Below are 23,576 nucleotides of genomic sequence, written 5' to 3'. Positions count from 1 at the left end.
CTACGCACCGTTTGATGGAGAGGAGGCTATCGGGGTAAAAATAAGCGGTCAATTGACTTGAATTGTGCGATTATCCCAAGATAAGCAGCGTAAATTCCATATTATATGCCTATTATCTAGAAGGCCATGTCGGGGAAGAAAGCCAGCCTGATCGTCCGTACCACCGCGATCCTGCGGGAGAAGATCTACGCCGTGCCCGAGGGGGAGCGGATCGGTTCGCTGCATGAACTGGCGCGCTCGCTGGAGGTGGGGATCGTCACCCTGCAGCAGGTCGCGCGGGTGCTGGAGCATGAAGGGCTGCTCGAAGTTCGGCGCGGTCCGGGCGGCGGCTATTACGGCGCGCGGCCCGATGCGGCGGCGCTGGAGCGGGGGCTGCATGCTTACATGCGGATGAACCCGGCGTCCTACGAGGAGGCGCTGGACATGACCTCGCTGCTGTTCAACGAGCTGGCGAATGCCGCCGCGCGCTGCACCGACGCGGGCTTGCGGGCCCGGCTGGCGACGCTGGCGGAGACGCTTCCCGGCTGCACGACGATGGCGGACAGCGGGCGCTTCGAGATGGAGTTCCAGGAACTGCTGTTTCGCATGGTCCGCCGCCCGCTGTTCGAGATGCTGACGCGGGTGACGCTGCATTATTCCACCGCGCATACGGCCCCGGACCTCAAGGTCTTCGACGACGACGGCGCGGCATGGCGCGAGGGGCGCGGGCGGATCATCGCCGCGATCCTCGCCAACGATGCGGACCTCACGCGGTTCGAGGCCAACCGGCAGAACCGCGCGGTGGTGCGGGCCTATCTGGAGGCGAAGCCGCCGGTCAGAACCGGAAGCTGAGCCAGCCCGCGAGGAAATCCGAACTCTTGTACCCCGCGTCGGTCAGTGCCGCGCCGGCCTTCAGGTGCTCGTAGCGGCCGGTGAACGACAGGCGCGGCGTGATCGTCCACACCGCCTGCAGCCGCGCCAGTTCCGCGATCTTGCGCGCGGTGCCGTTCTGGGTGCCCGCGAAGGGCTGGCCGTTGGCGCGGTACACCGCGTCGTGGACATTGTCGCGTCAGGCGAACTCGTACTCCGCCAGCACGCGCACGTCCTTGACCGGCGAGAAGCTGACGTTCGGCGTCACCGCGCGCAAGTTCGAGGGCGTCAGGTAGAGCTGGTAGCTGTAGTAGATGTTGTTGCCGAAGGGCGAATAGGCGTTGCGCAGCTTGCCGTTCCCATATCCGCCGCCGCCGCTGGCATAGTCGAAGTGGACGCCGACGCGCGGTGCCGTCTTGCTCTTGCCCAGCCTGTAGGTCTGCGCGATGAACGCCTGCCAGGCGGAGATGTCCTGCGTCATGTAGTATCCCCACTGGCGGTTCACCGACCAGTCGAGGTTCACGCGGCCCACGTCTCCGCGCAACCACCCGCCCAGATACCAGCGCGTCGCCGGGCCGATCCGCCCGCCCCAGGCGCCGACGTCGTTGTGGCGCCGCCACGGGAAGGTGTCGAAGGCGAGGTTCGAATTGCCGAGGAACGTCCTGGGCAGCATCACCCCGACGGTGGCGCCGGAGAAGCGGCGCGCCGGATCGTCGACGTCGTCGCCGGTGCCGAGGTCGCCATAGGCCGTCGGGCGGAAGTCGAAGGCGCCGAAGCGCAGCTTCGATCCGCGCGCGTAGAAGCGCCAGCCGTTCATGGTGTAGCGGATCGTGTTGTTGTCACGCTGCGAGGCGAGCAGGTTGGGGCCGTCGGTGAATTCCTGGCGGCCGTAGCGCACGCCGACGTCGAATTCGCCGATGTCGGTGCGGGCTTCGACGAAGGACTGCTGGATCACCACGTCGTTGCGCAGCGTCGCGGCGGGCACGCCGAGGTTGCGGCCGGAGATGCCGCCGTGGGCGATCTCGCCGTAGAAGCGCAAGTGGGTGCCGATGTGGAGGTCGGCGCCGCCGACCACCCGGTTGATGTCCTGGCGCTGGGCCTCGGCCTCGCGCAAGTTGGGGTTGGTGGTCTGGTTGACACGGAGGCGCAGTTCGCCGGACAGGGTCAGGTAGATATCGCCGTCGTCGTCGAGCGGGATGTACTTGAGCCGGTCGAGCGGGTCGTCGCGCTTGGCGGGATCGGCCTTCTCGGTCCAGTCCTCGGCCCAGCGGGAGAGGGCGTAGCCATTGGTGACCGCGCCGTCGCCGTTGTGGGCCTGGGGGTAGGCGGCGTCCTGCGCGCGCGCCATTCCGGCAGGCGTGAGCAGGGCGAGCGAAAGGGTGGCGGCGCGCAGCCGCGAAACAACAGTGCCCATGGGGCGACCTCTCCGTAATTCTTGTTTTTGTGTGCTTGCTTATTCGGCCGGGGCGAGTGCCGGCCCGGTGGTCGATTCAGGCAGGGCATGCCCGGAGAGCGCCGCGTTGAGGCGGGCGTAGTCGAGCTTGCCCTCCCAGCGCGACACCACCACGGTCGCCACCGCATTGCCGACGAAGTTGGTCAGGCTGCGGCATTCCGACATGAAGCGGTCCACGCCCAGGATCAGCGCCATGCCCGCGACCGGCACGTCCGGCACGATCGAAAGCGTGGCGGCCAGCGTGATGAAGCCCGCCCCGGTGACGCCCGCAGCGCCCTTGGACGAGAGCATGGCTACGCCCAGCAGCAGCAGTTGCTGGCCCAGCGTCAGATCGACGTTGCAGGCCTGCGCGATGAACAGCGCCGCCAGCGTCATGTAGATATTGGTGCCGTCGAGGTTGAACGAGTAGCCAGTGGGAACGACGAGGCTGACGACGGCCTTGGGGCAGCCGGCGCGCTCCATCTTCTCGATAAGGGCGGGCAGGGCGCTTTCCGAGGATGAGGTGCCCAGCACCAGCAGCAGTTCGGCCTTGAGGTAGGCGATCAGCTTGAGGATCGAGAAGCCGCACAGCTTCGCCACCGCGCCGAGCACGACGACCACGAACAGGATCGAGGTGAGGTAGAACGTCGCCACCAGCTGCGCGAGGTTGGCAAGACTGCCGACGCCGTACTTGCCGATGGTGAAGGCCATGGCGCCGAACGCACCGATCGGGGCGAGCTTCATCACGATGGCGACGAGCTTGAACACCACCATCGAGATGTCGTCGAGGAGCGAAAGCACCTTGTCGCCGCGTTCCCCGATGGCGGCCAGCGAGCAGCCGAACAGGATCGCGACGACCAGCACCTGCAGGATGTTCTCCTGCGCCAGTGCGGAGACCAGCGTGTCCGGGATCATCGCATTGAGGAAGCCGAGCAGCGAGGTCTCGTGCGCCTTTTCGGCGTACTGGGCGACCTTGCCGGCGTCGAGCGTGGCGGGATCGATGTTGAAGCCCGCGCCCGGCCGCACGACGTTGGCGACGGTCATGCCGACGATCAGCGCTAACGTGGAAAAGAACAGGAAGTAGGCGAAGGCTTTCGCCGCCACGCGCCCGACTGAGCCGAGATCGCGCATCCCGGCAATGCCGGTGACGATGGTGAGGAAGATGACCGGAGCGATCACCATCTTCACCAGCTTGATGAACATGTCGCCCACCGGCTTCAGCGATTCGCCGACCGCCGGGTAGAAATGGCCCACCAGTACGCCCGCAGTGATCGCGGCTAGAACCTGGACGTAAAGGTGCGTGTACCAGCGCTTCGCAGCGACGGGCTGAATGTGCGACGGATCATACTGCATATGTCAAAAGCCTTCGTCATCCTCGGGACGCCGACGACACCCCGGGGGTGACGCTCGTGCCTAGGGTCAAAATGCCGCCCGTTTCATTGCGCGCAAAGACAAATTGCATTTTTGTAAATATCTTTAATATCAATGATATGAGGGTTATGTTGTTCACACCATGTCTGAAAATCTGCCCTCCTCATAACTGGATAGTGCAGAAACTTGCACATGAGGCCCTGTTGGCTTAGGCGGATTCGTGTGGTTCGATCGCGTTATCTCTGGTGGCTGGCGGCGGCGCTGGCTTGCGCTGCTGCGGTGGCATTCCTGACCGGACTTGCGGTGAGGCAGGCCGCGACCGCCCGTTTCGCGGCGCAGGCAGCCATCGACGCCCGGCTGCGGCAGGCACTGCTGGCAAGTGAGATCGCCCGGTTCCGGCTTCTTCCGCTTGCGCTGGCAGACGACCGCGATCTTGTCGCACTCGTCGCGGGCAGGCCGGGCGCCGAAGCGGTGATGAACGCCAAGCTGGAGAGACTGTCGCGCGATCTTGGCTCGCCCATCATCTACATCATTCGCAAGGACGGCCTGACCCTGGCCGCGAGCAACTGGCGCGATCCGCGCAGTTTCCTGGGCAAGGACTACAGTTTTCGTCCGTATTTCCGGGCGGCATTGCGCAGCGGGCTCGGTGAGCAGTTCGCGCTCGGTACGGTCAGTCATCGGCCCGGTCTGTTCTTTGCACGGCGGGCGGCGGGGGGCAGCGTCGTCGTGATGAAGATGGAGTTCGACCGCGTCGAGGCACAATGGCGCGAGGCGAACGGGGTTACTTTCGTCACCGATCCCAATGGAGTGATTTTGGTCACCAGTCGTCGTAACTGGCGTTACGCCGCGACGCGGCCGCTCCCGTCCGAACGCAGCCTGCGCGAACGCAAGCTCATCGGCGTCGGGAACCTTGGCCCAGTGCCTTTTCGCGAACATGACGGTGGACGCATTACCCTTCTGAGGGAGAAGGGCGACCATCTGCTCACTACCACGGCGGCGGATGCGCTGGGTTGGCGTGTCAATCTGGCGTTGCCGCTGCAAGGCGCGGTGGATGCCGTCGTGCGCGCCGCGCAGATCGGCGCGGCGCTGCTGACGTTGGCATTGTTCGCCTTCGCGGCCTTTGTGCGGGAGCGAAGCCGTCGCCGACGCGAGCACACCGCCCAGCTCGAAGCTGCAGTCGCCGAGCGCACCATCGACCTGCGCCGGGAGATCGAGGATCGCGCCGCCGCCGAGGCTCACGCGGCGCAACTGCGCGAAGGGTTGCGGCAGGCCAACCGCCTTGCCACGCTCGGGCAGGTGACGGCGAGCGTCGCGCACGAGACGGCGCAACCCGTCGCCGCGATCCGCAACTATGCGTCCACCTCGCGGCAATTGCTGGACATGGGTGCCGAGGATGCCGTCCGCGATAATCTCTCGGCAATCGACCGTCTGGCCGAGCGTATCGGAGCAGTCACTGCCGAACTGCGCGGCTTTGCGCGCAAAGGTAGCCGTGCTGGAGGCCCGATCCCGCTGGCTGAGGTGGTCGAAGGCGCCTGCCTGCTCCTCAAGGAGCGTCTGTCGCGCGTCGTTTTCGTGGTTCCCGAGGTGCCGCCCGGCCTGTTCGTGTTCGGCGGGCACGTCCGGCTGGAGCAAGTGCTCGTCAACATCCTGCAGAACGCGCTTGAGGCTCTGGAAGGACGCGCCGACGCCCGGATCGAGCTTGCACTGGATGCAGGAGCGGAAAAGGTGCGGATGACCATACGCGACAACGGCCCGGGCATCGCAGCGGAGGTCGCCGACCGCCTGTTCACGCCCTTCGCCACCAGTCGGCCGACCGGATTGGGGCTTGGCCTCGTCATCTCGAAGGACATCGTCGAGGACTTCGGCGGCACCCTGCAACTGGAGCCCTCCGACTACGGGGCATGTTTCGCGATCGTGCTCAGGCGCGCGCCATGAACGACCGCGCACCGGGACAGGCGAGGCGCGTGGCGCTTGTCGAGGACGATGCGGATCTGCGTATCTCGACGGCGCAGGTGTTGTCGCTGGCGGGCTTCGTCGTCGAGAGCTTTGCCGCTGCGCCACCCGCGCTGGAGGCCATCGACACCGATTGGCCGGGGATCGTCGTGTCGGACGTCCGTATGCCCCATATGTCGGGGACCGAACTGTTTCGAGCGCTGCACGAGCGTGATCCGGACCTGCCGGTCATCCTCTTCACCGGGCATGGCGACGTGGCGATGGCGGTGGATGCGCTCAAGGCGGGGGCATGGGACTTCCTGACCAAGCCTTTCGATCCGCAGGCGCTGGTCGCGGCGGCCGATCGGGCGGCGACTGCGCGGGGATTGGCGCTTGATAACCGGCGGTTGCGCGCGGCGGCGCAGGGGGATGCTGCTTCGGGGCTGATCGGCGAGTCCGCTGCCATACGCCGCCTGCGCGAAATGATCCCGACCCTCGCCAATGCCGATATCGACCTGTTCATCGAGGGGGAGACGGGAACCGGCAAGGAACTGCTGGCGCGCCTCATCCACCGCGCAGGCAAGCGTTCGCGCCAGCGCTTCATGGCTGTCGCCTGCGGCGCGCTGCCCGAGGCGCTGGAGGATGAACTCTTCGCGCCGATGGGGGAGGCAAGCATCGCCTCGGTCGTGCGGGGCACGCTGTTCCTCGACGATATCGACCAGGCTTCGCGGCGCCTGCAGGCGCGACTGACCCCGCTTGTCGAGGAGCGGGTGCTGCGCAGTCCCGGCGCGCGCGAGCCGCTGCCGCTGGACTTGCGGGTGATCGCGACGGGCGGGACGGACGAAGGCGACTTGTCCGAGAAGATCACGCCGGGCCTGTTCTATCGCCTTGCCGCGTTGCGCCTGCGGATGCCGCCCTTGCGTGAGAGGCGGGAGGACGTACCGGCGTTGTTCGCCCACCTCGCAGGAGCCGCCGCGACCCGGCTGCGGCTGCCCTTGCCGATGATGACCGGCGCCGTGCGGCACCATCTTTCTAGCCATGACTGGCCCGGCAACGTCCGCGAACTGGCCCATTTCGCCGAGCGCTTCGTGCTGGGGTTGGAGGATGCCGCGCCCGAGCCTGCAAGCGTTCCTGCCGGTGACACGCTGCCGCAGCGCCTAGATGCGTTCGAGCGCGATACCATCGTCGCGGCCGTGCTGGGTACGAAGGGAGAGATCGGCGCGGCGATCAAGCGGCTCGGCATCCCGCGCAAGACCTTCTACTACAAGGTTCACAAGCACGGGATCGACCTGGCGACGCTGCGCAAGGGCGGGCGCTGACGGGTTCGTCCGGACCGGCAGGCCGGTTCACGGGGCACTCCACCGCGCAATTGTTGCAGGGTGACAGGGACGCTGCGACCTTCTGAAATGCGTGGGCAAACCGATGGGGCCAAGGATCGGGTAGCCGAAGCCTGCAATGGAGGACGCCATGCTCCAAGGAGCGATCGAGCGGCTTGCCGACCCCGCGGTGCCGCAAAAACTTTGCTTTTTCTTCAACGCGCAGTTGCACCACGTCCTGCACGCGATGCCGCTTGCTATAGAACTTGCCCGTGATCCGCGCTTTGCGGTGGACGTCGTTGCGATGACGCACGATCATATCGCGATGGCGCGCGACATAGCGCGGCGGCATGGGGCTTCGACGATCCGCTTCGTGCAGGTCGAAGGGCCGATGCTCTCTGCCTTCACGCGACTGGCGGGTTCCGCTACGCCGCCCAAGCTGGTCGCGCTCGCCGCCGCGCGGGGGCGGCTTGCCGAATATGATGCGATCGTGGTGCCCGAGCGCACTTCGCTGCTGCTGCGGCATGCCGGATTGAAGCGCACCTGCTTCATCCACACCTGCCACGGAGCCGGTGACAGGGCGGTGGGCTACGACCGCCGCATCCGCCAGTTCGACTTCGTTCTTCTGGCCGGTGACAAGCAGCGTCGCCGCATGCTGGACAAGGGCCTCATTCGAGAGGGCCACTATGCCGTCGTCGGCTACGGCAAGTTCGACCTGACCCGGGATCGCGCGCCTGCGCGGCTGTTTCCGCAGGATCGGCCGGTGGTGCTGTACAACCCGCATTTTTCCCCGAAGCTGTCGTCATGGCCGGGCATGGGTCTCGACGTCGTGCGCCAGTTCGCCGAGGACGGGCGCTTCAACCTGATCGTGGCGCCGCATATCCGGATGTATGACGGTCGCCGTCGCCGCGAACGGATGGAACGCCGGTTGGAGGAATTCTCCCGTCTGCCGCACGTCCATATCGATCTCGGCAGTGCGGCGAGCGTCGATATGAGTTATACCCGGATGGCCGCGGTTTATCTGGGTGACGTCAGCAGCCAGATCTACGAATTCGTCGTGCGGCCGCGTCCCTGTCTGTTTCTCAACGCGCATGGTGCCAATTGGCAGGGCAATCCGAGCTATCGGCACTGGCATTACGGCCCCGTTCACGAAGACGCGGATCATATCGTTGAAAAAGTCGCCCATGCCATCGCCTCGCACGGCGCTTATGCCGCAGTCCAGCAGAAGGGGATCGAGGATACTTTCGACCGCGAGGGGCGCAGTGCATCGGAGCGGGCGGGACGGGCGGTCGCGGATTACCTGACCTCACGTCTCAGACACGGGACCATGCCGCGGACGACGTCGTTCGGCTTTGGTCGCGGGAGTGCGCTCGCCCATGAATGATGCTGCTGCCATATGGCTCGTCGCGCGGGTGCACGCGCCGGACGAAGGCGGGGTGCAGACGTACGTTGCACAGGTTGCGCGCGCCTATGCGCGCGGTGGGCGACGGGTCACCGTTTTCGCCAAGTCTTCGGCAGGGCCGCGCCGGATAACGGAGGATGACATCACTCTTGTCGATGTCGGCCCGGGTGCGCAAATGATGGTCTATCTACGGCTCGCAATAGCCATGATACGCGCATGGATGGCCGGGGGGCGCCCTTGTGTGATCCATGCCTGCACATGGCGCGCGGCGATACCGGCCCTCCTGTTTCCGCGCCCGCTTATCGTCACCGTGCACGGGCGAGAAGTCGGCCGCCCCTCGAAAGGAGCATTCCGGTTGATGCGTGCAGTGCTGGCGCGCACGACGCGGATCATTGCGGTCAGCGACGCCACGCGCCGCCTGTTGCTCGCTCGTGCGCCGGACCTTGCCGCTCGATGCGCTATTGCCTGGAATGGCGTGGTCCTGCCGGTAGATGAGAGGCAGGAGCCCGCCAATGCCCGGCCGCGCGTCATGACGGTGTGCCGTCTGGTCTCTCGCAAGAATGTGCCCGCCGCCGTGCATGCGGTTGCCAACTGCCGGAACGAAGGCGTGGCGCTCGATTACGCGGTGATCGGTCGCGGTCCTGACGAGGATGCCATTCGCGCGGCGTTGGAAGCCGCTGGGGCCGCAGCCGGGAGCGAACTGGGCATTACGGTGATGACCGGATATGTCGAGGATGCGGAACTGGCGGAGCATCACCGGACCGCCGACATATTCCTTCATCCACAGATCGCGCTGGAGGACGGCGCGGAGATGGAAGGCTTCGGTATCAGTGTCGCCGATGCGATGGCGCACGGCATCGCCTGCATCGTCGGCCAGGACGGAGGGCCGGGCGAACTCGTGCGTGACGGCGTGACCGGGCTGGTCGTCGATGGTCGCGATCCCGGAGCGGTCCGCGCTGCGCTGGCGCTGCTCGCGCGCGATGCCGTCTACCGGCGCCGCCTTGCCGAAAATGGGCGCCTGTTTGCGCGCGAGAATTTCAGTTGGTATCGCCACTGCCGCCTCGCCCTCGAAGGTCTCGTCGCCGATGCGGTCGAAGAGGATGGTCGCCAGCAGGAACAACTCACGCCTTCGTTGAATTAGCATCGACGGGCGCGATTGCGGCTCGTTTCGGACCGGGCGGGGTTGAACCGCTCCATCCGAACCGGCTAAGGCCAGCCACGGGGGCGCTTTGGTCTGAAACAACGACAGGATTCCGGCTTTTTGCGCAAGAGATCGCCAACGCGCCGCATTTCGCGCATTTCCTGCAGCATCGGGCTGTTCGTTTCACCATTCATGCTGGCTGCCCCTGCGCTGGGTGATCCTGCGCCGTTCGAACTGTCCGGACCGGACCTGAGTATCGAGGTCACACGCGGCGAGCAAACCTTGCCGATTTCGCGCGTGCCCAGCCTTGCAGTGGGTGACAAGGTGGTGGTCCATGGCGCCTTCCCGGAAAGCCAGGGCGCCAATTTCGTGCTCATGTCGGCCTTCCTGCGCGGTGCGACGAACCCTCCGCCCAAGGACTGGATCGACCTTGCCCGCACCTGGAAGGAGAAGGAAAAGGACAAGGCTCTGACGCTCACCGTCCCGCGCGATGCGCGGCAGATGGTGCTGCTCATGGTGCCCGAGACGGGCGGAGCCGAAGGCGTCCTGATGGATGCTGTTCGCGGCAAGCCGGGCGAATTCGTGCGCGCCAGCCAGGACCTGAACCAGGCCTCGCTCGACCATTCGCGCCTCAATGCCTTCATGGCCGCGATCCGCGCGCAGGACGATAGCGGGCCGGAGTATCTGCGCACCGTCGCGCCGGTTCTTGCCAGCAGCCTGTCGATCAAGTTGCAGGAGGATTGCCTGAACAAGGTGATCCAGTCTCAGGCTTCCTGTCTCGTGGAGAACCGCGATTCTCTGGTGCTCACCGACGTGCATACCAGTTCACTGGCGGAAACGATCACCGGCACGCCGACCGACCTCGCGCTCCAGCTTGCCAACACGCGTGAGGGCGGGGCGGGGTATTACAGCGCCTACATTGCGGTCGCGCGCGATGTGGCGAAGATCTTCGGCGCGTTCAACAATCCGCAGTTCAACTATCTGCCGACACTGACGGTGCGCAATGCGGATCGCATGTCGCTTCTGCTCAACGCGGCGCCTTCGTTCAAGAAGCCAAAGTCGGTGATGATCGCGGCCATGCCTGCGGTCGAGGCGGATATCCCTCCGCAGCTGCGCAGCACGGCGAAAGGGCCGATCTGCATGGCGCAAGGCGCTGTACTGCCGGTGGAGGGCGCCCCGCTGGTGTTTTCGACCGACTTTGCCCACGACATGAAAGTGCGCTTGACGTCCGCCTCGGGGCAGACCCTCGAACTGCCGGTCAGGGCGCGCGCGGACAAGGGCGGCTACGTGCTTGCCGTCGATACGTTGCCCGCCGCTTTCGCCGGAGACGTTCGCGGTCATCTCCACGGCATCTGGGGTTTTGCGCCTTTCGACGGGCCGGATTACCTGCTCCAGCGCGCGGGAGGAGATGCCTGGAAGGCGGCCGGCGATGCCGACGGCCTGATCGTGGGGCGCGACAACGATGTCGCGCTGGAGGGGATGGCTCCGGGCTGCGTCGAGGACGTGACGCTGCGGCAGGGCAACGGCGCTGGAAGGCCGCTCAAGTTCAAGGCGCAGGAAGGGCGGCGCCTGAATGTCACCGTCCCGCTGGCGGATGCCGCGGCAGGAGACGTGCGGCTGGAAATCCGCGAGCGCGGGGTGGCGGAGGCTCAGACGGTCACCTTGCGTGCCCGCGTTCAGGCCAGCCGGCTCGATGCGCTCGAGCTGCATGCCGGGGACGCGCAGGGCTTCCTGACCGGACAGCGGCTGGATCAGGTGCGCTCGGTCATGCTGGGCGACGTTGAATTTCGCCCCGATGAGCTGACGCGTGAGGGCGGCGGCGATCGCCTGCACCTGATCGCGCAAGGGACAGGCAAGGTTCCGAACGCGGCCGCGGTGCCCGACAAGGCTACGGTAAAGCTGGAGGACGGGCGCAACCTGACGCTGCCGGTGCGTATCGCAGCGCCGCGCCCTCAGGTGGCGCTGCTGCAGCGCTCGGTCTACCCCGGCCCGGCGGTGCAGGGGACGAAAACGCTGGATATCGGATCGGGCGATCTGCTGCCCGACAATGGCGAGATGGTTTTCTCGCTCAAGGCCGCCGGCGGGGCGCGGTTCGGGGCGGGTTCCGCCATCGAGATCGCCCCGGCGCAAGGCGAGTCCATTGCCCGGCTCGAAATCGGCAAGGGCCTCAGTCTGGAGAGCCCGGAAGTCGTGGTGGCGACGCTAACGGCAGCCGACCTGCCCCCCGCGACGTTCGGTGCGATCCGCCTGCGCCTCGTGAGCAAGGCGGCTGACGGCCGCGAGGAACGCGGAGACTGGATGCCGCTCACCACCGTCGTGCGCTTGCCGCGTATCGAGAGCGTCACGTGCGAGGGGCAGGATGGACCATGCACGGTTGCCGGGCGCAACTTGTTCCTGATCGATGCCGTGGCTGTGGAGGACGGCTTTGCCCAGCCCGCGACCGTGCAACCCGGCTATACGGGGCGGACGCTCCAGGTCAGCGGTCGTCCCGCTGACGGCGCGCTGCGCCTGCGCCTGCGCGATGCTCCCGCCAGCGTGGTAAAGCTCGCGCTCGACAAGTAGGGCTCAGCGTCCGAGCGCGACCAGCCGGTCGGGGCCGAGCAGGGCGCGGTTCGGACAGCCGAGTTGCGCCATCGCCGCTTCCAGCTCCGTGCGCAGCAGGTGGATCATGTGCGCGATGCCGGGCATCCCGGCCACCGCGAGAGCATGCATCTGCGGCCTGCCGATGAGCACGGCGCTCGCACCCAGAGCCAGTGCCTTGACCACGTCGGTCCCCATGCGCACGCCGCCGTCGAGCAGCAGCGGCACGCGGCCTTGCGTGGCTTCGGCGACGGTCTGGATAAGATCGACAGGGCTCGGCAGGCCGTCGAGAACACGGCCGCCGTGGTTGGAGACGATGAGGGCGTCGGCGCCTTCGTCGACGGCGCGGGCGGCATCCTCGCCCAGCAGCAGGCCCTTGACGAGGATCGGCAGACGGGTCGCTTCGCGCAGCCACGCGAGGTCTTTCCACCCTGGCGCCGCATCGGTGAGCGGGGTGCCGAGCAGGATCCGGCCACCGGGCACGGAAGTCTGGGTCGGGCGCGGCATTCCGGCCAGATTGACCGCATCGACGCCCGGGGGAAGCCTGATCCCGGCGGGTTTCAGCGCCGCATCGACGGTCAGGACGATGGCCTCGTAGCTCGCCGTTTCCGCGCGGCGGACGAGTTGCAGGCTGTGCTCGCGCTCCGGCTGGAGGTAGAGCTGGAACCACAGCGGTGCAGGTGCCTTGCCGAGATCGCGGGCGATGGCATGGGCGGCCGCGGCGATGTCCTCCAGCGGCACGCTCGACAGCGTGCTGACGACCATGCCGGTATCGAGCGCGGTGGCGGCGCGGATGCAGGCAAGTTCGCCATCGGGGTGAGCGAGACGCTGATAGGCCAGCGGGGCCAGCAGGATCGGCGCGGCGTGGCGGCGGCCGAGCAGGTCGATCCCGGTGCTGCCGTCGAGACTCGCCATGGCGCGGGGGAGCAGGCCGATGCGGTCGAAGGCGGCGCGGTTCTCGGCCAGCGTGATCTCGCGGCCCGCGCCTTCCTGGATGTGCCGCCAGACCTCGGGCGGCAGATGGGCTTCGGCGCGCCGCTCGTAATCGGCGAGGGTACGCAAGTCCGCCGGAATGGCGGAAAGCGGCGGCTGCGGGGTCACGTCGCCGACCATTGGCGCAGCAGATTATGGTAGACTTGGGTGAGAGTATCGACCGAGGGGTGCTCGGGATGGTCCGTGGCGACAGACTGGATCGCGCCGTCCAGTTCGAACATCAGCCGCCGCCGCTCGGGCGAGGCGACGAAGCTCTGGGTCCAGAAGAACGAGACGAAGCGCACGCCGCGCGTCACCGGCATGACCCGGTGGAGGCTGGAGCCGGGATATACGATCAGGCTTCCGGCGGGCAGTTTGGCTGTGTGCGTGCCGAACATGTCCTCGATGACGAGTTCGCCGCCGTCGTATTCCTTGGGGTCGGAGAGGAACAGGGTGCTCGATACGTCGGAGCGGAGGTGCTCGCCGGTTCCGGGGATCGGGAAGATCGCGTTGTCGACGTGATTGCCGTAGTGGCCGCGCCCGTCGTAGCGGCTGAAACGGGGCTGCAGGACGCGGGCGGGCAGGGCGGCGGCGATGAACAGCGGGGTCTGCGCCAGCCGGGCGAGGACGCGCTCGGCCAGTTGCTTGGCGAGGGGATGGTCGAGCGGTAACTGCTCGTTTTCCTTGACTTTTGCGGCGCGGTGACCGGCAGTGGCGCGGCCGTCCGCCCAGTCGGCGGCTTCCAGTGCACTGCGGATTTCGCGCACTTCGGCGGCGTCGAACAGATCGGGGATTTCGATGACCATGGTGTCTCTATTCGCGCAGTCAGGTGATGCTGACAATGACCTGCATCAAGCCGGAATTTCGTCCTCGGCGTCGATCATGGCGGCAAGGGCGGGGCTGATCCATTCGGTTGAGCCGGTGCCATAACGGCACGTAGAGCGTACATAAAGGCACTCACGGGTCGCCAAGGCGTGCACGGCGGCAGGCGAGAGCACGCTGAACGCGGTAGCCCAGGCGTCTGCGAGCATAGCGCTGGAGTGGATCACGCTGACCGCCATGGCATGCTCGACCGGCATTCCACTGCGAGGATCGATCGTGTGGAAACCGCGTACGTAATCACCCGAGGTCGCCACTGCCAATTGGTGCAGCGCGACCCGCAGCGGGGCGACGTCCTGCGTCGGCGTTTCGAGGTCCACCCACCACGGGTCGCCATCGGGACGCAGGCCGCGTCCGACCAGTTCGCCGCCGATCTCGACAAGCGCATGGTGACAGTCCATCCCGGCGAGCAACGCGGCCAGCGCATCGACGGCGTAGCCCTTGGCGATGCCCGACAAGTCGAGCCGCAGGCCGCCGGGCTGGCGAAGCCGCCGCGTATCCGGTTCGTAGGCGAGGCGCATGAAGCCGGAGATCGCACGGGCCTGCTCGATCTCTTCGGTGGTGGGTGGTCGGTCGATCGTTACCGGACCATGGCCCCAGGCATCGACGAGCGCGCCGATCGCGGGATCGAAGGCCCCGGCCGACTGCTCGGCCACGGCAAGGGCGGTTTCGATCACCGTGGCGAAATCCGCAGGTAGGGTGAACCATTCGCCCGCACCTGCCCGGTTGAACCGGCCCAGCACCGAATCCGCACGCCAGTGGCTCATCTGCGCGAGGATGTCCTCGAGCCGCGCCTCGATCGCGCGGCTCGCCGCGTCCCGGTCGAAGCCGGGGGGCGGGGCGAGCCGGATGCGCCATGTCGTGCCCATGGTCTCGCCGCCCAGTTCGATCACCCGCACGCCCTGCCGCCATGTGGCGAGCGAGGCTGCGTCGATTTCAAGAGGAACGGCGAGGCGCATGGGTGGCAGGCTCAGGACGTCGTCAGGGCGCGACGACTTCGAGCGTGGTAGTGAAGGACATGCGGCGGGCGCTGGCCTTCTTGTCGGCGGGCTTGGTGTCTTCTACGCTGGCGTTCAGCCAGTACCAGCCAGCGACCGGCCACTTGACCTTGACGACGCCGTCGGGGCCGGTGGTCAGTTCCTGCGCATCTTCGGCCGCGCGGTACTTCTTGCCGCCGGGGACGACTTCGACCTTGATGCCGGCGGCGGGCTTGCCGTCGATCAGGAAGCGGAAGCTGCCTTCCTCGTCCGAGACGAGTTCGTCGGGGTGCGTGACCGGATCGAATTCCAGTCCCTTGCCGGTGAGGGCGACCTTGCTCGGCTCGCCCGCAGTGACGTAGACAAAGTTGCGCGAGGTCACTTCGGTCAGCTTGATGTCGGTGGCGTTGGCGGGGATGTCGGCTACGGTCGGCACCATGCGCGGCGGCTGGCCACCCGGACCTCCGGGGCCGCCGGGACCACCGGCCGGAGGGGCTCCGGCAGGTGCGCCCGCGCCCGGAGCACCCGGACCACCCGGTGCGCCCTGCGGACGGCCACGACCGCCCACGCGCCATTCCTCGGTACCGACCTTGAAGGTGCCCATCACCGAGGCGCGCTCCATGCCGATCTTCCAGGTGCCCGCCTTGTTCAGCGCGACGTCGAAAGTGCCGCGATGGCGGCCCTTGGACGCGTTCTCGACTTTGCCGTCGGTGCCGTCGGGCGCCCAGACCGAGACTTGCGCCGGGTCCATGGCGACGTGATCGGGGTAGAACAGGTCGTTCGACACGGCGGCGTCGACGGTGACATATTCGTTGGTGCTGGCGAGCGTGCTGGTCGAGGGCAGCAGCCACATGCGGTGCGCAAGGGCAGGCGTCGCCAGCATGGAAGATGCCGCGGCGGCGATCAGGATCGAGCGGAAGCGCATTCGTATTCCCCTGTTATATAAAGTGAAAGTAGTCGGATCAGCGGATGGTGACGGTGCCCAGCTCGGTCTTGCCCGAGACGGAACCACCCTTGCCGCCGACAGTGAACGGCACGGACACCAGTTCGCGCCCGCCGGTCTCGCGCGCGGCCTCGACCTTCAGGACGTAGTCGCCCTTGGGGAGGTTCGCGGGAATGGCGACGGTGTAGCTGCCGGGCGCGCGGGTCGCGCCGCTGATGCCGTCGGCGGGCAGCTTCAGCGAGCGGCCGCCCTTGCGCCACCAGGTGCGCAAGTCCGCCAGCCACTTGGTGCCCGGTTCCGCGCCGCGCTTCTTGCCGTCGAACCACACGAAGAGGGTGCGGGCATCGCCGCCGGCGACGGGCTCGACCCAGCCTGCGACGTAGGGGCGGTGGTATTCGGCCACCTTGATCTGCGGGACGGTGACGGTGACCGACGCGGCGAGCGCGGGCGTGGCGGCAAGAGCGGTTGCGGTGCCGGCGGCCAGCAACGGCAGCGCGGGCAGGATCTTGGATCGGGTCATCACGGGCTTTCTCGTCAGTGGATGAAAAGGAGGGCCAGCAGCAGCGGGATCAGCAGGCTCAGGCCCACCATCGGCCAGGTCATCGGCCGGTGCTTCGCGTGAAGCTGGAGCAGGAACAGGCCGGTGATCGTGAACACGAGACAGGCCACGGCGAACAGGTCGATGAACAGGGACCACGCCGCGCCGCTGTTGCGGCCCTTGTGCAGGTCGTTGAGGTAGGAGATCCAGCCCCGGTCGGTGACTTCGGCCTGCACTTCGCCGGACGCGCGGTCGATGCTGACCCAGGCGTCGCGGCCGGGGCCGGGCATGGCGACGTAGACTTCGTCCTCGGCGGTCCAGTCCGCCGCGCGGCCCGAAGGATCGAGCGGAACCGCCGCCGCGACCGCCTTCGCCACTTCGGCGGGCAGTGGATCGGTGCGGTCTCCGCGGGCAGGCAGTTTCGCCAGCAGTGCCACCGGCAGCTTGCCCTGGCTCTGCGTCACCGAAGGCTCCGCGCCGATCGAGGCGGCGTGGTTGAGCGTGATACCGGTCGCCGCGAACAGCAGCATGCCCACCAGCGAAATCGCCGCGCTCACCCAGTGCCAGGTGTGCAGCTGCTTGAGCCAGAAGGCGCGGGCCTTCTTGTTCTTCTTCTTTTTCACCGCGGGTTTCGGTTTCGCGAGATGCGAAGATACCGTGGTCGCGCGATTGGCGGTATTCGACGCTGCGTCACGCATATCGTCGGCGTGGCGGTCTCGGGCGTCGGCAACTTCCAAAATGTCGCATCCTTACAAATGTCGGACTTCAAATATCGGTAAAGGGCGCTCTTCGGCGGAAACGTGCCGCCGCACGTTGCTGTGATATCGAGTGCCCTCTGGACGACGAGCTGCTTAGTGTATATGCAAATCACTCGCAATAGTGGTTGGCAGGAGATTACAATTGGCGACAGTTGCCGCGATCGCACCGGACGAACTCGCGTTCGCACCGGTTTCGGCCGTTGCGCATGAGCCGTTGCCCCATTCGGCTTCGACTGGCGAATCACTTTCCGCGACTGGCGCGGACCGCTCGGTCTATCGTCCGGCAAGGGCGAACCCGGTCGCTCTGCTGGCGTCGGCGGGAATGATCCTGGGCATGGCTGCGTGTCTGGCGACGCTCAATATGGTGGCGTCGCACAAGGAAAGGGCGCATCTCACCACCGTCGACGTGCAGGAGCTGGACGTCACGCCTCCACCGCCGCCCGAGCCGACGAAGCTGGAGACGCCGCAGGCCGCCGTCACCCAGACGGTCGTACCCAAGCCGATGATCGAACTGCCGAGCCCCGGGCCGCAGCAGGTCATGGTGGACGCGCCGCCGCCGCCCGCTCCGCCCAGCATGACCAGCGAAGGCGTTAAGGTAAGCGCGCCGCCCTCGGTGGCGCCGCCAGCCGCGACGACGCTGGAAGGCGGCGACCTTTCGAGCAAGGTGCTGTTCGCCAAGCCGCCGACTTACCCGGTCGATGCGCGGCGTGCGCATGAGCAAGGCACGGTGAAGCTACTGCTGCTGGTCGGCAGTGACGGGACCGTGAAGGATATCCAGGTCGTATCCAGCAGCGGCAGTTCCCGGCTCGACGGAGCGGCGCTGCGCGCAGTGAAGCACTGGCGCTGGTCGCCGATGATGAGCAACGGTGCGGCGACTGCGGTGCGGGGCTACGTCACGATCCCGTTCGTGCTCACCAACGTCTGAGAGGCGTCAGTCGCTTCCCTGCAGCGCGGCGTGCAGGGTCGCCATCGCCTGCTCCAGCTGGGTAGCGCTGTAGGGTTTGTCCAGCCGCACCGTGGGGCGATGCTCAAGGTCGGGCTCGAAACCGCCGCTGGCGATGGCGACCGGCACCTCGCGGGATGCGAGTTCGGCGATGATCGGGTCTGCTTTCTCGCCCGCAAGATTGAGGTCGATCACGGCAACATCGTATTCGCCAGCGCAGGCGGTTTCGAGCGCGGCGGAGAGGGTCGCGAAAGGTCCGACGACCTCGCAGCCGAGGTCCGTCAGCATTTCCTCGAGCAGCATCGATACGAGAAACTCGTCCTCGGCAACCAAAACCCGCATTCCGTCGAATCGAGGCGTCTCGTCAGGCATGGTGCCACTCTGGAAATTGCGTTCGCGACAACGCCTTGCGCGGCAAAGCTATTGCCAGCCGATTGCGGCGTGATCAAGCGGCCATTCAGCTCTCGATGATTTCGCGTATCCGTCCGGCGAGCATGGCCATCGCGAACGGCTTGGTAATCATCGCCATGCCTGGTTCGAGGAAGCCCGAAGCCAGTGCCGCGTTCTCAGCATAGCCGGTCATGAACAGCACTTTCAGACCCGGCCGACAGGCGCGCCCCGCGTCGGCGACCTGACGGCCGTTGAGCCCCGGCAGGCCGATGTCGGTGACGAGCAGGTCGAGGCGCTCGTCCGACTCCAGGATGGCAAGTCCGGCGGGACCGTCGGCAGCCTCGATCGCCCGGTAGCCGAGGCCGTCGAGCACTTCGAGGATCAGTGCGCGTACGACCGGTTCGTCCTCCACCACCAGCACCACTTCGCCATCGCGTGCGGTAGGCAGCGCCAGCGGTTCGCGGGCGTCCGTGGCCGCGGCGTCGGTGCCGAGATGGCGGGGGAGGAACAACTTGATGGTGGTGCCGACGCCTTCCTCGGAATAGATCCGCGCATAACCTTCGGACTGGCGCGCGAAGCCGTAGATCATCGACAGGCCAAGGCCGGTGCCTTGGCCCATAGGCTTGGTGGTGAAGAACGGCTCGAAGGCGCGCGCGGCGGTGTCGCGGCTCATGCCGACGCCGGTGTCGCTGATGGCGATGCACACGTATTCGCCTGGCTCCACGTCGCGCTCGCGCGCGGCGTAGCGGTCGTCGAGGTGGGCGTTGCAGGTCTCGATGGTCAGTTTGCCGCCCTGCGGCATGGCATCGCGCGCGTTGATGACGAGGTTGAGAATGGCGCTTTCCAGCTGGTTGGGATCGCAGCGCGTCAGCCATAGCCCGCCCGCCAGCACGAAGCCGAGCTCGATATGCTCGCCGAGCGTACGGCGCAGCATGTCCTCCATCGAGGCGATCAGCGGATTGCTGCGCACCGGGCGCGGGTCGAGCGGCTGGCGGCGGGAGAAGGCGAGCAGGCGATGGGTCAGTGCCGCCGCCCGCTCCGCCGAGGTCCGTGCACCGCCCAGCCAGCGCTCGAGGTCCTGCGTACGGCCCTGCGCGAGCCGGGCGTGCATCATGTCGAGGCTGCCGGTGATGCCCTGCAGCAGGTTGTTGAAGTCGTGCGCGATGCCGCCGGTCAGCTGGCCGACGGCCTCCATCTTCTGGCTCTGGCGAAGGGCCTCCTCGATGGCGCGCTGCTCGGTGATGTCGCGCCCGATCGCGTGGATGCGGCGGTCGTCGGGCACCGCGGTCCAGGCGATCAGGCGGAAGTCGCCGTCCCTGGTGCGATAGCGGTTCTCGAACGCGATCGTGCGGCGTCCGCTGGCGAGCTTGGCGACTTCGGCGGCGGTCGCCTCGAGGTCGTCGGGGTGGACGAAGGAGGCGATGCGCTGCCCGAGCATTTCCCCTTCATGCCAGCCCAGCAGCCGCTCGCCGGAGGGGTTCACCGCGGTGATCACGCCCTCGAAGTCGCAGACCAGCATGAGGTCGCGGCTGATCGTCCAGAGGCGGTCGCGGTCCTGCGCGAAGGCGGCCTCGGCCTGCTTCTGCGCCTCGATCTCGGTATTAGTGCCGATCCACGCCGAGATCGCGCCATGCGCGTCTTTGAGCGGCATGGCGCGCGAGAGGTGCCAGCGATAGAGCCCTTCGCAGTCGCGCAGGCGCAGTTCGGTGTCGTAGACCTGGCCCGTCGCGACGGCCTGCGCCCAGCGCGCTATGGCGGTCTCGCGGTCTTCCGGGTGCACCAGCCGAGTCCAGCCATCGCCGTCGAGGCTGCCCCGGGGCTCCCCGGAATAGGCGTAGGCGCGTTCGTTGAACCATTCCATCTTACCGTCGGCCCGCGCGGTCCAGACTTGCGTGGGCAGGTTCTGGGCGAGGGCGCTGAACTGAGCTTCGCTCTTTTCCAGCGCCAGCTGGGTGCGCTTGCGCTCGGTCACGTCGCGCACGGCGCCGATCATCCGCACCGGCTTACCGGCGGTGTCGAATTCGAACTCGGACTTGCGCGCGATCACGCGCTCTTCGCCGGTATCGGGGCGACGGATGCGATATTCGACGTCGAGCGCCGCATCCGCCGAATTGCGCCGGGCATGGTTGGACGAAAGGTGGCGGTCCTCGGGAATGATGATGCTTTCGAGCACCCCGGCGCTTACCGCACCGGTCTGCGGTGCCCCGAACAGGCGGTAGAACTCGTCGGTCCCGGTTATCGTGTTGGCGACGATGTCGACGGAGAACAGGCCTACACCGCCTGCGACCTGTGCGCGGCTCAACTGCTCGGCGCTGAGGCGCAGGGCTTCCTGCGCATCGTGCTCGAAGGTGCGGTCCCGCATGAGCTTGACGAAGCCTGTCGGCCGACCATCGCCGTCGCGCAGCGGGGTCATCTCGCTCAGCCCCCAGAAACGCCCGCCGGTCTTGCGCAGATGCCAGCGGGCATCGTGAGCGCGGCCGGTGTCGAGCGCTTCCCGGCGCTTGGCGGCAGGTCGCCCGGTCGCCCGGTCCTCGGGGGTGAAGAACATGTCGATCGGCTGGCCGAGCATTTCCGCCTCGCTCCAGCCGAGCATCGCCGCCGCGCCGGCGTTCCAGAGCGTGATGCGTCCGTCGAGATCGGTGGCGACGATGCCATAGTCGATCGCGCCGTCGAGAATCTGGCGATTGTAGGCCTCGCGCTCGCGCAGTTGCCCTTCCGCACCGACGCGCTGGACATGCGCCCAGGACCGCTCCGTTACCTCGCGGATGATGCCCAGTTCGTAAGGGGTCCAGTGGTGGGGCCGGCTGTCGTGGATGGCCATCAGCGCGGTGAGGCGACCTTCCTTGATCAGCGGCATGCAGATGGTCGCCGCGATACCGATGCCCTGGAAGGTCCTGGCCTCCTCGGGCGCGATTTCCCTGGCGTTGTCGTTGATGATCAGCGGCCGCCCGGCATGCAGCTCGCGCACGGCGAGCGCGCCGAAATCCGCCAGTCGATAATGCCCGACGATCGAGCGCGCACCGTCGGCATGCCAGTTGCCGCGAATGGTGAAGCCGTCCTCGTCGGCGTCCATGTCGGCATAGGCGCAGTTGGCCAGGCCGAGATGCTGCGCCGTCATGCGGGTGGTGATCGCCAGGATTTCGCCTGCCCCGCGGCAATCCGTGATCGCCTGCGCAAGATCGTCGAGGAAGCGCAGCTTGGTCTCGCTTTCCTCCAGAGCTTCGCGGGCATGGTGCGCTTCGGTGATCTCAAATACGACGGCCATGACGCCTGCGGGCGTGCCGTCGTCGCCGGGGACCGGTGAATAATCCAGATTCAGCCAGATCTGCTCGGGCTTGCCGTGGCGATGCAGCGTCAGCATGTGGTCGCGGTAACTCAGCGTCCCGCCCGCCAGGCCGATTTTCATGACGTTGGCGTTGAATTCGGCGACTTCCTCCCAACCGTCCAGGACGTTGGACCCGAGCAGGCGGCTATCGCGCCCGCCCGCGAACTCCGCATAGGCGTCGTTGTAGAGCATGACGCCCTTGGGGCCCCACAGCAGCACCAGCGGCACGCGCGATGGCAGCATCATCGCGACGGTATGGCGCAGGCTTACCGGCCAGCTTTCGATCGGCCCGATCGGGGTGGAGGACCAGTCGTGCGCGGCGATGCGGCGCGCGAGATCGCCTTCGAGTCCCATGAACCCGTCGCCGTTCGCTTCGCTACGCGTCATGCCCCTAACCGATCCCTTCGCGCCGGGCCGACCACCCCTTCCGTGCGCACGACAACACATCGCGCGCAGGACGGTTCCCGGTCAATGGAAGGCGAGCACTTATCCTGAAGCGGCGATGGGATAAGGGAGAATCCCGGCCCGTGCCTCCGAACCGGAGAAACGGGGGGCGAGGCAGGCGCGGTTGCGCCCCTTGCTTTTCGCTTCGTAAAGGCCCCGGTCGGCCTGCCGCATCGCCGGAGACAAGTCCTGCACGCCCGGAAGGACAGGCGCGCAGCCTATGCTCAGGGTGCCGCAGTTGTCCGCCCCCTGCCGAATTGCGAATCCGGTGCAGAGATCCTCGGCCAGCCTCAGGCTGCGCCCTTCGTCGATGCGGGGCAGCAGCACCACGAATTCGTCACCGCCGAGGCGTGCGGTCACCGCCGATGCGGGCAGGCGCACCGCCAGGAAAGCCGAGAGATCGACGAGCAGGCGATCGCCGTCCTGATGGCCGAAGCAGTCGTTGATCGTCTTGAAATTGTCGATGTCGATAAGCAGCAGCGAGCCGCCCTGCTGCTGCACGTCGCGGGTGCGGGCCTCGAAGCCGCGGCGATTGAGCAGGCCGGTGAGGGGGTCGCTTTCGGCAAGGCGTGTGGCGCGTTCCTCGCGGCGGCGGCGCAGCGCGCCTGCGATCGACATCGCGAGGGCGACTTCGACGAGGATCCCCTCGAACAGCGAGATCGGAATCAGCACGCCGGAGTAGGAGGACAAATCGACGAAGGCGCCGGGCACGAACGCGCAGCCCGCCTTCACCGCGTAGAAGGAGCCGTGGACAACGAAGGTTGCAACCAAAGTACGGGTTTCCGAACCCGTAGTGCGGCGCGCCTCCAGCAGCACGCCGGCGGCTCTGAGGCAGAACACCGCCACGAATGCGGCGTTGAACAGCGACATGACCTGATCGCGGTCGCCGAGCCCGGGGATGGCCATCAGTGCCGAGCAGAGCAGCGGGGCGGCGAACCAGGCAGGGCTCAGCCTGCGCTGGGCGAAAGATGCAGCGCCGAGCAGGAACATGAAGTGGGCCAGCGGGACCATCGAGTTCGACAGCCAGACGCCGAGGAGGAAATCCCCGCTCTGGCGCAGGGGCGCAAGGGTGCAGCCCACGACGATGCAGAGGAACCCGAGCGCGAAGCTCAGGAGGAACCGCTCGCGCAGGGACCGCCATTCGATAAGAAGAAACGTCGCGGCCACGAACGCGATCGCGTTCGAAAGCAGCAACATGGTTTGCGCATCGACCGACATGAAGAACCCGGAACCCCCTTGCGCGAGGAAGTTACGCCAATCTCCTAAACAAAAGGTGGATGGGCCGTAAACCATGCTTGCCGCTGCTGCTTTTTCGGCAAGGTCGGGTGAGGATCGAGGCGCGGCGCTGCCATGGATTTGCAACCAAGACGGCCCAATGCCATTC

At 66.8% G+C, this 23,576-nt stretch carries 17 protein-coding genes and 1 pseudogene; 7 read left to right on the top strand and 11 right to left on the bottom strand.

Features of this window, described 5'->3' with window-relative positions; all coding sequences use genetic code 11:
* The first annotated feature begins 126 nt into the window (after positions 1–126).
* On the top strand, positions 127–831 hold the full coding sequence (locus tag LH128_RS24040) for an Rrf2 family transcriptional regulator (RefSeq protein ID WP_008832293.1): 705 nt from the start codon (positions 127–129) through the stop codon (positions 829–831).
* Here LH128_RS24040 and LH128_RS24035 read toward each other — a convergent pair.
* Together LH128_RS24035 and LH128_RS24030 are read right to left on the bottom strand one after the other, a co-directional pair.
* Positions 815–2,263: pseudogene (locus LH128_RS24035) on the bottom strand (alginate export family protein). The gene LH128_RS24040 and the pseudogene LH128_RS24035 sit on opposite strands and share 17 nt — an antisense overlap.
* 39 nt (positions 2,264–2,302) lie before the next feature.
* The gene (locus LH128_RS24030) at positions 2,303–3,634 is read right to left on the bottom strand and encodes a dicarboxylate/amino acid:cation symporter (protein ID WP_008832292.1); all 1,332 of its coding nucleotides are present in this window, start codon (positions 3,632–3,634) and stop codon (positions 2,303–2,305) included.
* A 210-nt stretch (positions 3,635–3,844) separates the two neighbouring features.
* Between LH128_RS24030 and LH128_RS24025 the strand changes: the two genes are divergently transcribed.
* From LH128_RS24025 to LH128_RS24005, 5 genes are all read left to right on the top strand, one after another.
* Positions 3,845–5,587 (top strand): sensor histidine kinase, encoded by a 1,743-nt coding sequence (locus LH128_RS24025; RefSeq protein WP_036522379.1) that lies wholly within the window; start codon positions 3,845–3,847, stop codon positions 5,585–5,587.
* Positions 5,584–6,903 (top strand): sigma-54-dependent transcriptional regulator, encoded by a 1,320-nt coding sequence (locus LH128_RS24020; protein ID WP_008832290.1) that lies wholly within the window; start codon positions 5,584–5,586, stop codon positions 6,901–6,903. The genes LH128_RS24025 and LH128_RS24020 overlap by 4 nt, the downstream gene beginning before the upstream one ends.
* Positions 6,904–7,051: 148 nt before the next feature.
* Positions 7,052–8,284, top strand: coding sequence for a glycosyl transferase (locus LH128_RS24015; protein WP_197524410.1), 1,233 nt, complete (start codon positions 7,052–7,054; stop codon positions 8,282–8,284).
* The gene (locus LH128_RS24010) at positions 8,277–9,443 is read left to right on the top strand and encodes a glycosyltransferase family 4 protein (protein WP_008832288.1); all 1,167 of its coding nucleotides are present in this window, start codon (positions 8,277–8,279) and stop codon (positions 9,441–9,443) included. The genes LH128_RS24015 and LH128_RS24010 overlap by 8 nt, the downstream gene beginning before the upstream one ends.
* A 192-nt stretch (positions 9,444–9,635) precedes the next feature.
* Positions 9,636–12,005 (top strand): hypothetical protein, encoded by a 2,370-nt coding sequence (locus LH128_RS24005; protein ID WP_327195249.1) that lies wholly within the window; start codon positions 9,636–9,638, stop codon positions 12,003–12,005.
* Between the two features lie 3 nt (positions 12,006–12,008).
* On the opposite strand, the gene LH128_RS24000 is transcribed toward LH128_RS24005, so the two are convergent.
* From LH128_RS24000 to LH128_RS23975, 6 genes are read right to left on the bottom strand one after another with little or no spacing between them, the layout of a single operon-like run.
* Positions 12,009–13,124 (bottom strand): alpha-hydroxy acid oxidase, encoded by a 1,116-nt coding sequence (locus LH128_RS24000; protein ID WP_327195248.1) that lies wholly within the window; start codon positions 13,122–13,124, stop codon positions 12,009–12,011.
* Complete coding sequence (locus LH128_RS23995) at positions 13,121–13,801, bottom strand: Fe2+-dependent dioxygenase (protein ID WP_008832285.1); 681 nt, start codon at positions 13,799–13,801, stop codon at positions 13,121–13,123. The genes LH128_RS24000 and LH128_RS23995 overlap by 4 nt, the downstream gene beginning before the upstream one ends.
* A 45-nt stretch (positions 13,802–13,846) precedes the next feature.
* The gene (locus LH128_RS23990) at positions 13,847–14,833 is read right to left on the bottom strand and encodes an FAD:protein FMN transferase (protein WP_008832284.1); all 987 of its coding nucleotides are present in this window, start codon (positions 14,831–14,833) and stop codon (positions 13,847–13,849) included.
* Positions 14,834–14,855: 22 nt separating this feature from the next.
* Entirely contained in the window at positions 14,856–15,776 is a 921-nt protein-coding gene (locus LH128_RS23985; RefSeq protein ID WP_008832283.1) for a DUF4198 domain-containing protein, read from the bottom strand.
* Positions 15,777–15,813: 37 nt separating this feature from the next.
* Positions 15,814–16,314 (bottom strand): DUF2271 domain-containing protein, encoded by a 501-nt coding sequence (locus tag LH128_RS23980; RefSeq protein WP_008832282.1) that lies wholly within the window; start codon positions 16,312–16,314, stop codon positions 15,814–15,816.
* A gap of 14 nt (positions 16,315–16,328) precedes the next feature.
* Positions 16,329–17,069 carry a PepSY-associated TM helix domain-containing protein gene (locus tag LH128_RS23975; RefSeq protein ID WP_008832281.1) on the bottom strand — a complete coding sequence of 247 codons (741 nt, stop codon included), beginning with the start codon at positions 17,067–17,069 and terminating at the stop codon, positions 16,329–16,331.
* Between the two features lie 163 nt (positions 17,070–17,232).
* On the opposite strand from LH128_RS23975, the gene LH128_RS23970 reads away from it, so the two are divergent.
* Positions 17,233–18,015 (top strand): energy transducer TonB, encoded by a 783-nt coding sequence (locus LH128_RS23970; protein WP_008832280.1) that lies wholly within the window; start codon positions 17,233–17,235, stop codon positions 18,013–18,015.
* Positions 18,016–18,021: 6 nt separating this feature from the next.
* On the opposite strand, the gene LH128_RS23965 is transcribed toward LH128_RS23970, so the two are convergent.
* The 3 genes from LH128_RS23965 to LH128_RS23955 form a co-directional block, all read right to left on the bottom strand.
* The gene (locus tag LH128_RS23965; RefSeq protein ID WP_036522387.1) at positions 18,022–18,405 is read right to left on the bottom strand and encodes a response regulator; all 384 of its coding nucleotides are present in this window, start codon (positions 18,403–18,405) and stop codon (positions 18,022–18,024) included.
* A gap of 85 nt (positions 18,406–18,490) precedes the next feature.
* On the bottom strand, positions 18,491–22,135 hold the full coding sequence (locus tag LH128_RS23960) for a PAS domain S-box protein (protein ID WP_008832278.1): 3,645 nt from the start codon (positions 22,133–22,135) through the stop codon (positions 18,491–18,493).
* A 99-nt stretch (positions 22,136–22,234) separates the two neighbouring features.
* Positions 22,235–23,389, bottom strand: coding sequence for a GGDEF domain-containing protein (locus LH128_RS23955; RefSeq protein ID WP_248005802.1), 1,155 nt, complete (start codon positions 23,387–23,389; stop codon positions 22,235–22,237).
* Positions 23,390–23,576 lie beyond the last annotated feature (187 nt).

Source organism: Sphingomonas sp. LH128 (genome assembly GCF_000293195.2).
GTDB lineage: Bacteria > Pseudomonadota > Alphaproteobacteria > Sphingomonadales > Sphingomonadaceae > Novosphingobium > Novosphingobium resinovorum_A.
This window is presented reverse-complemented; position numbering and strand designations above follow the sequence as displayed.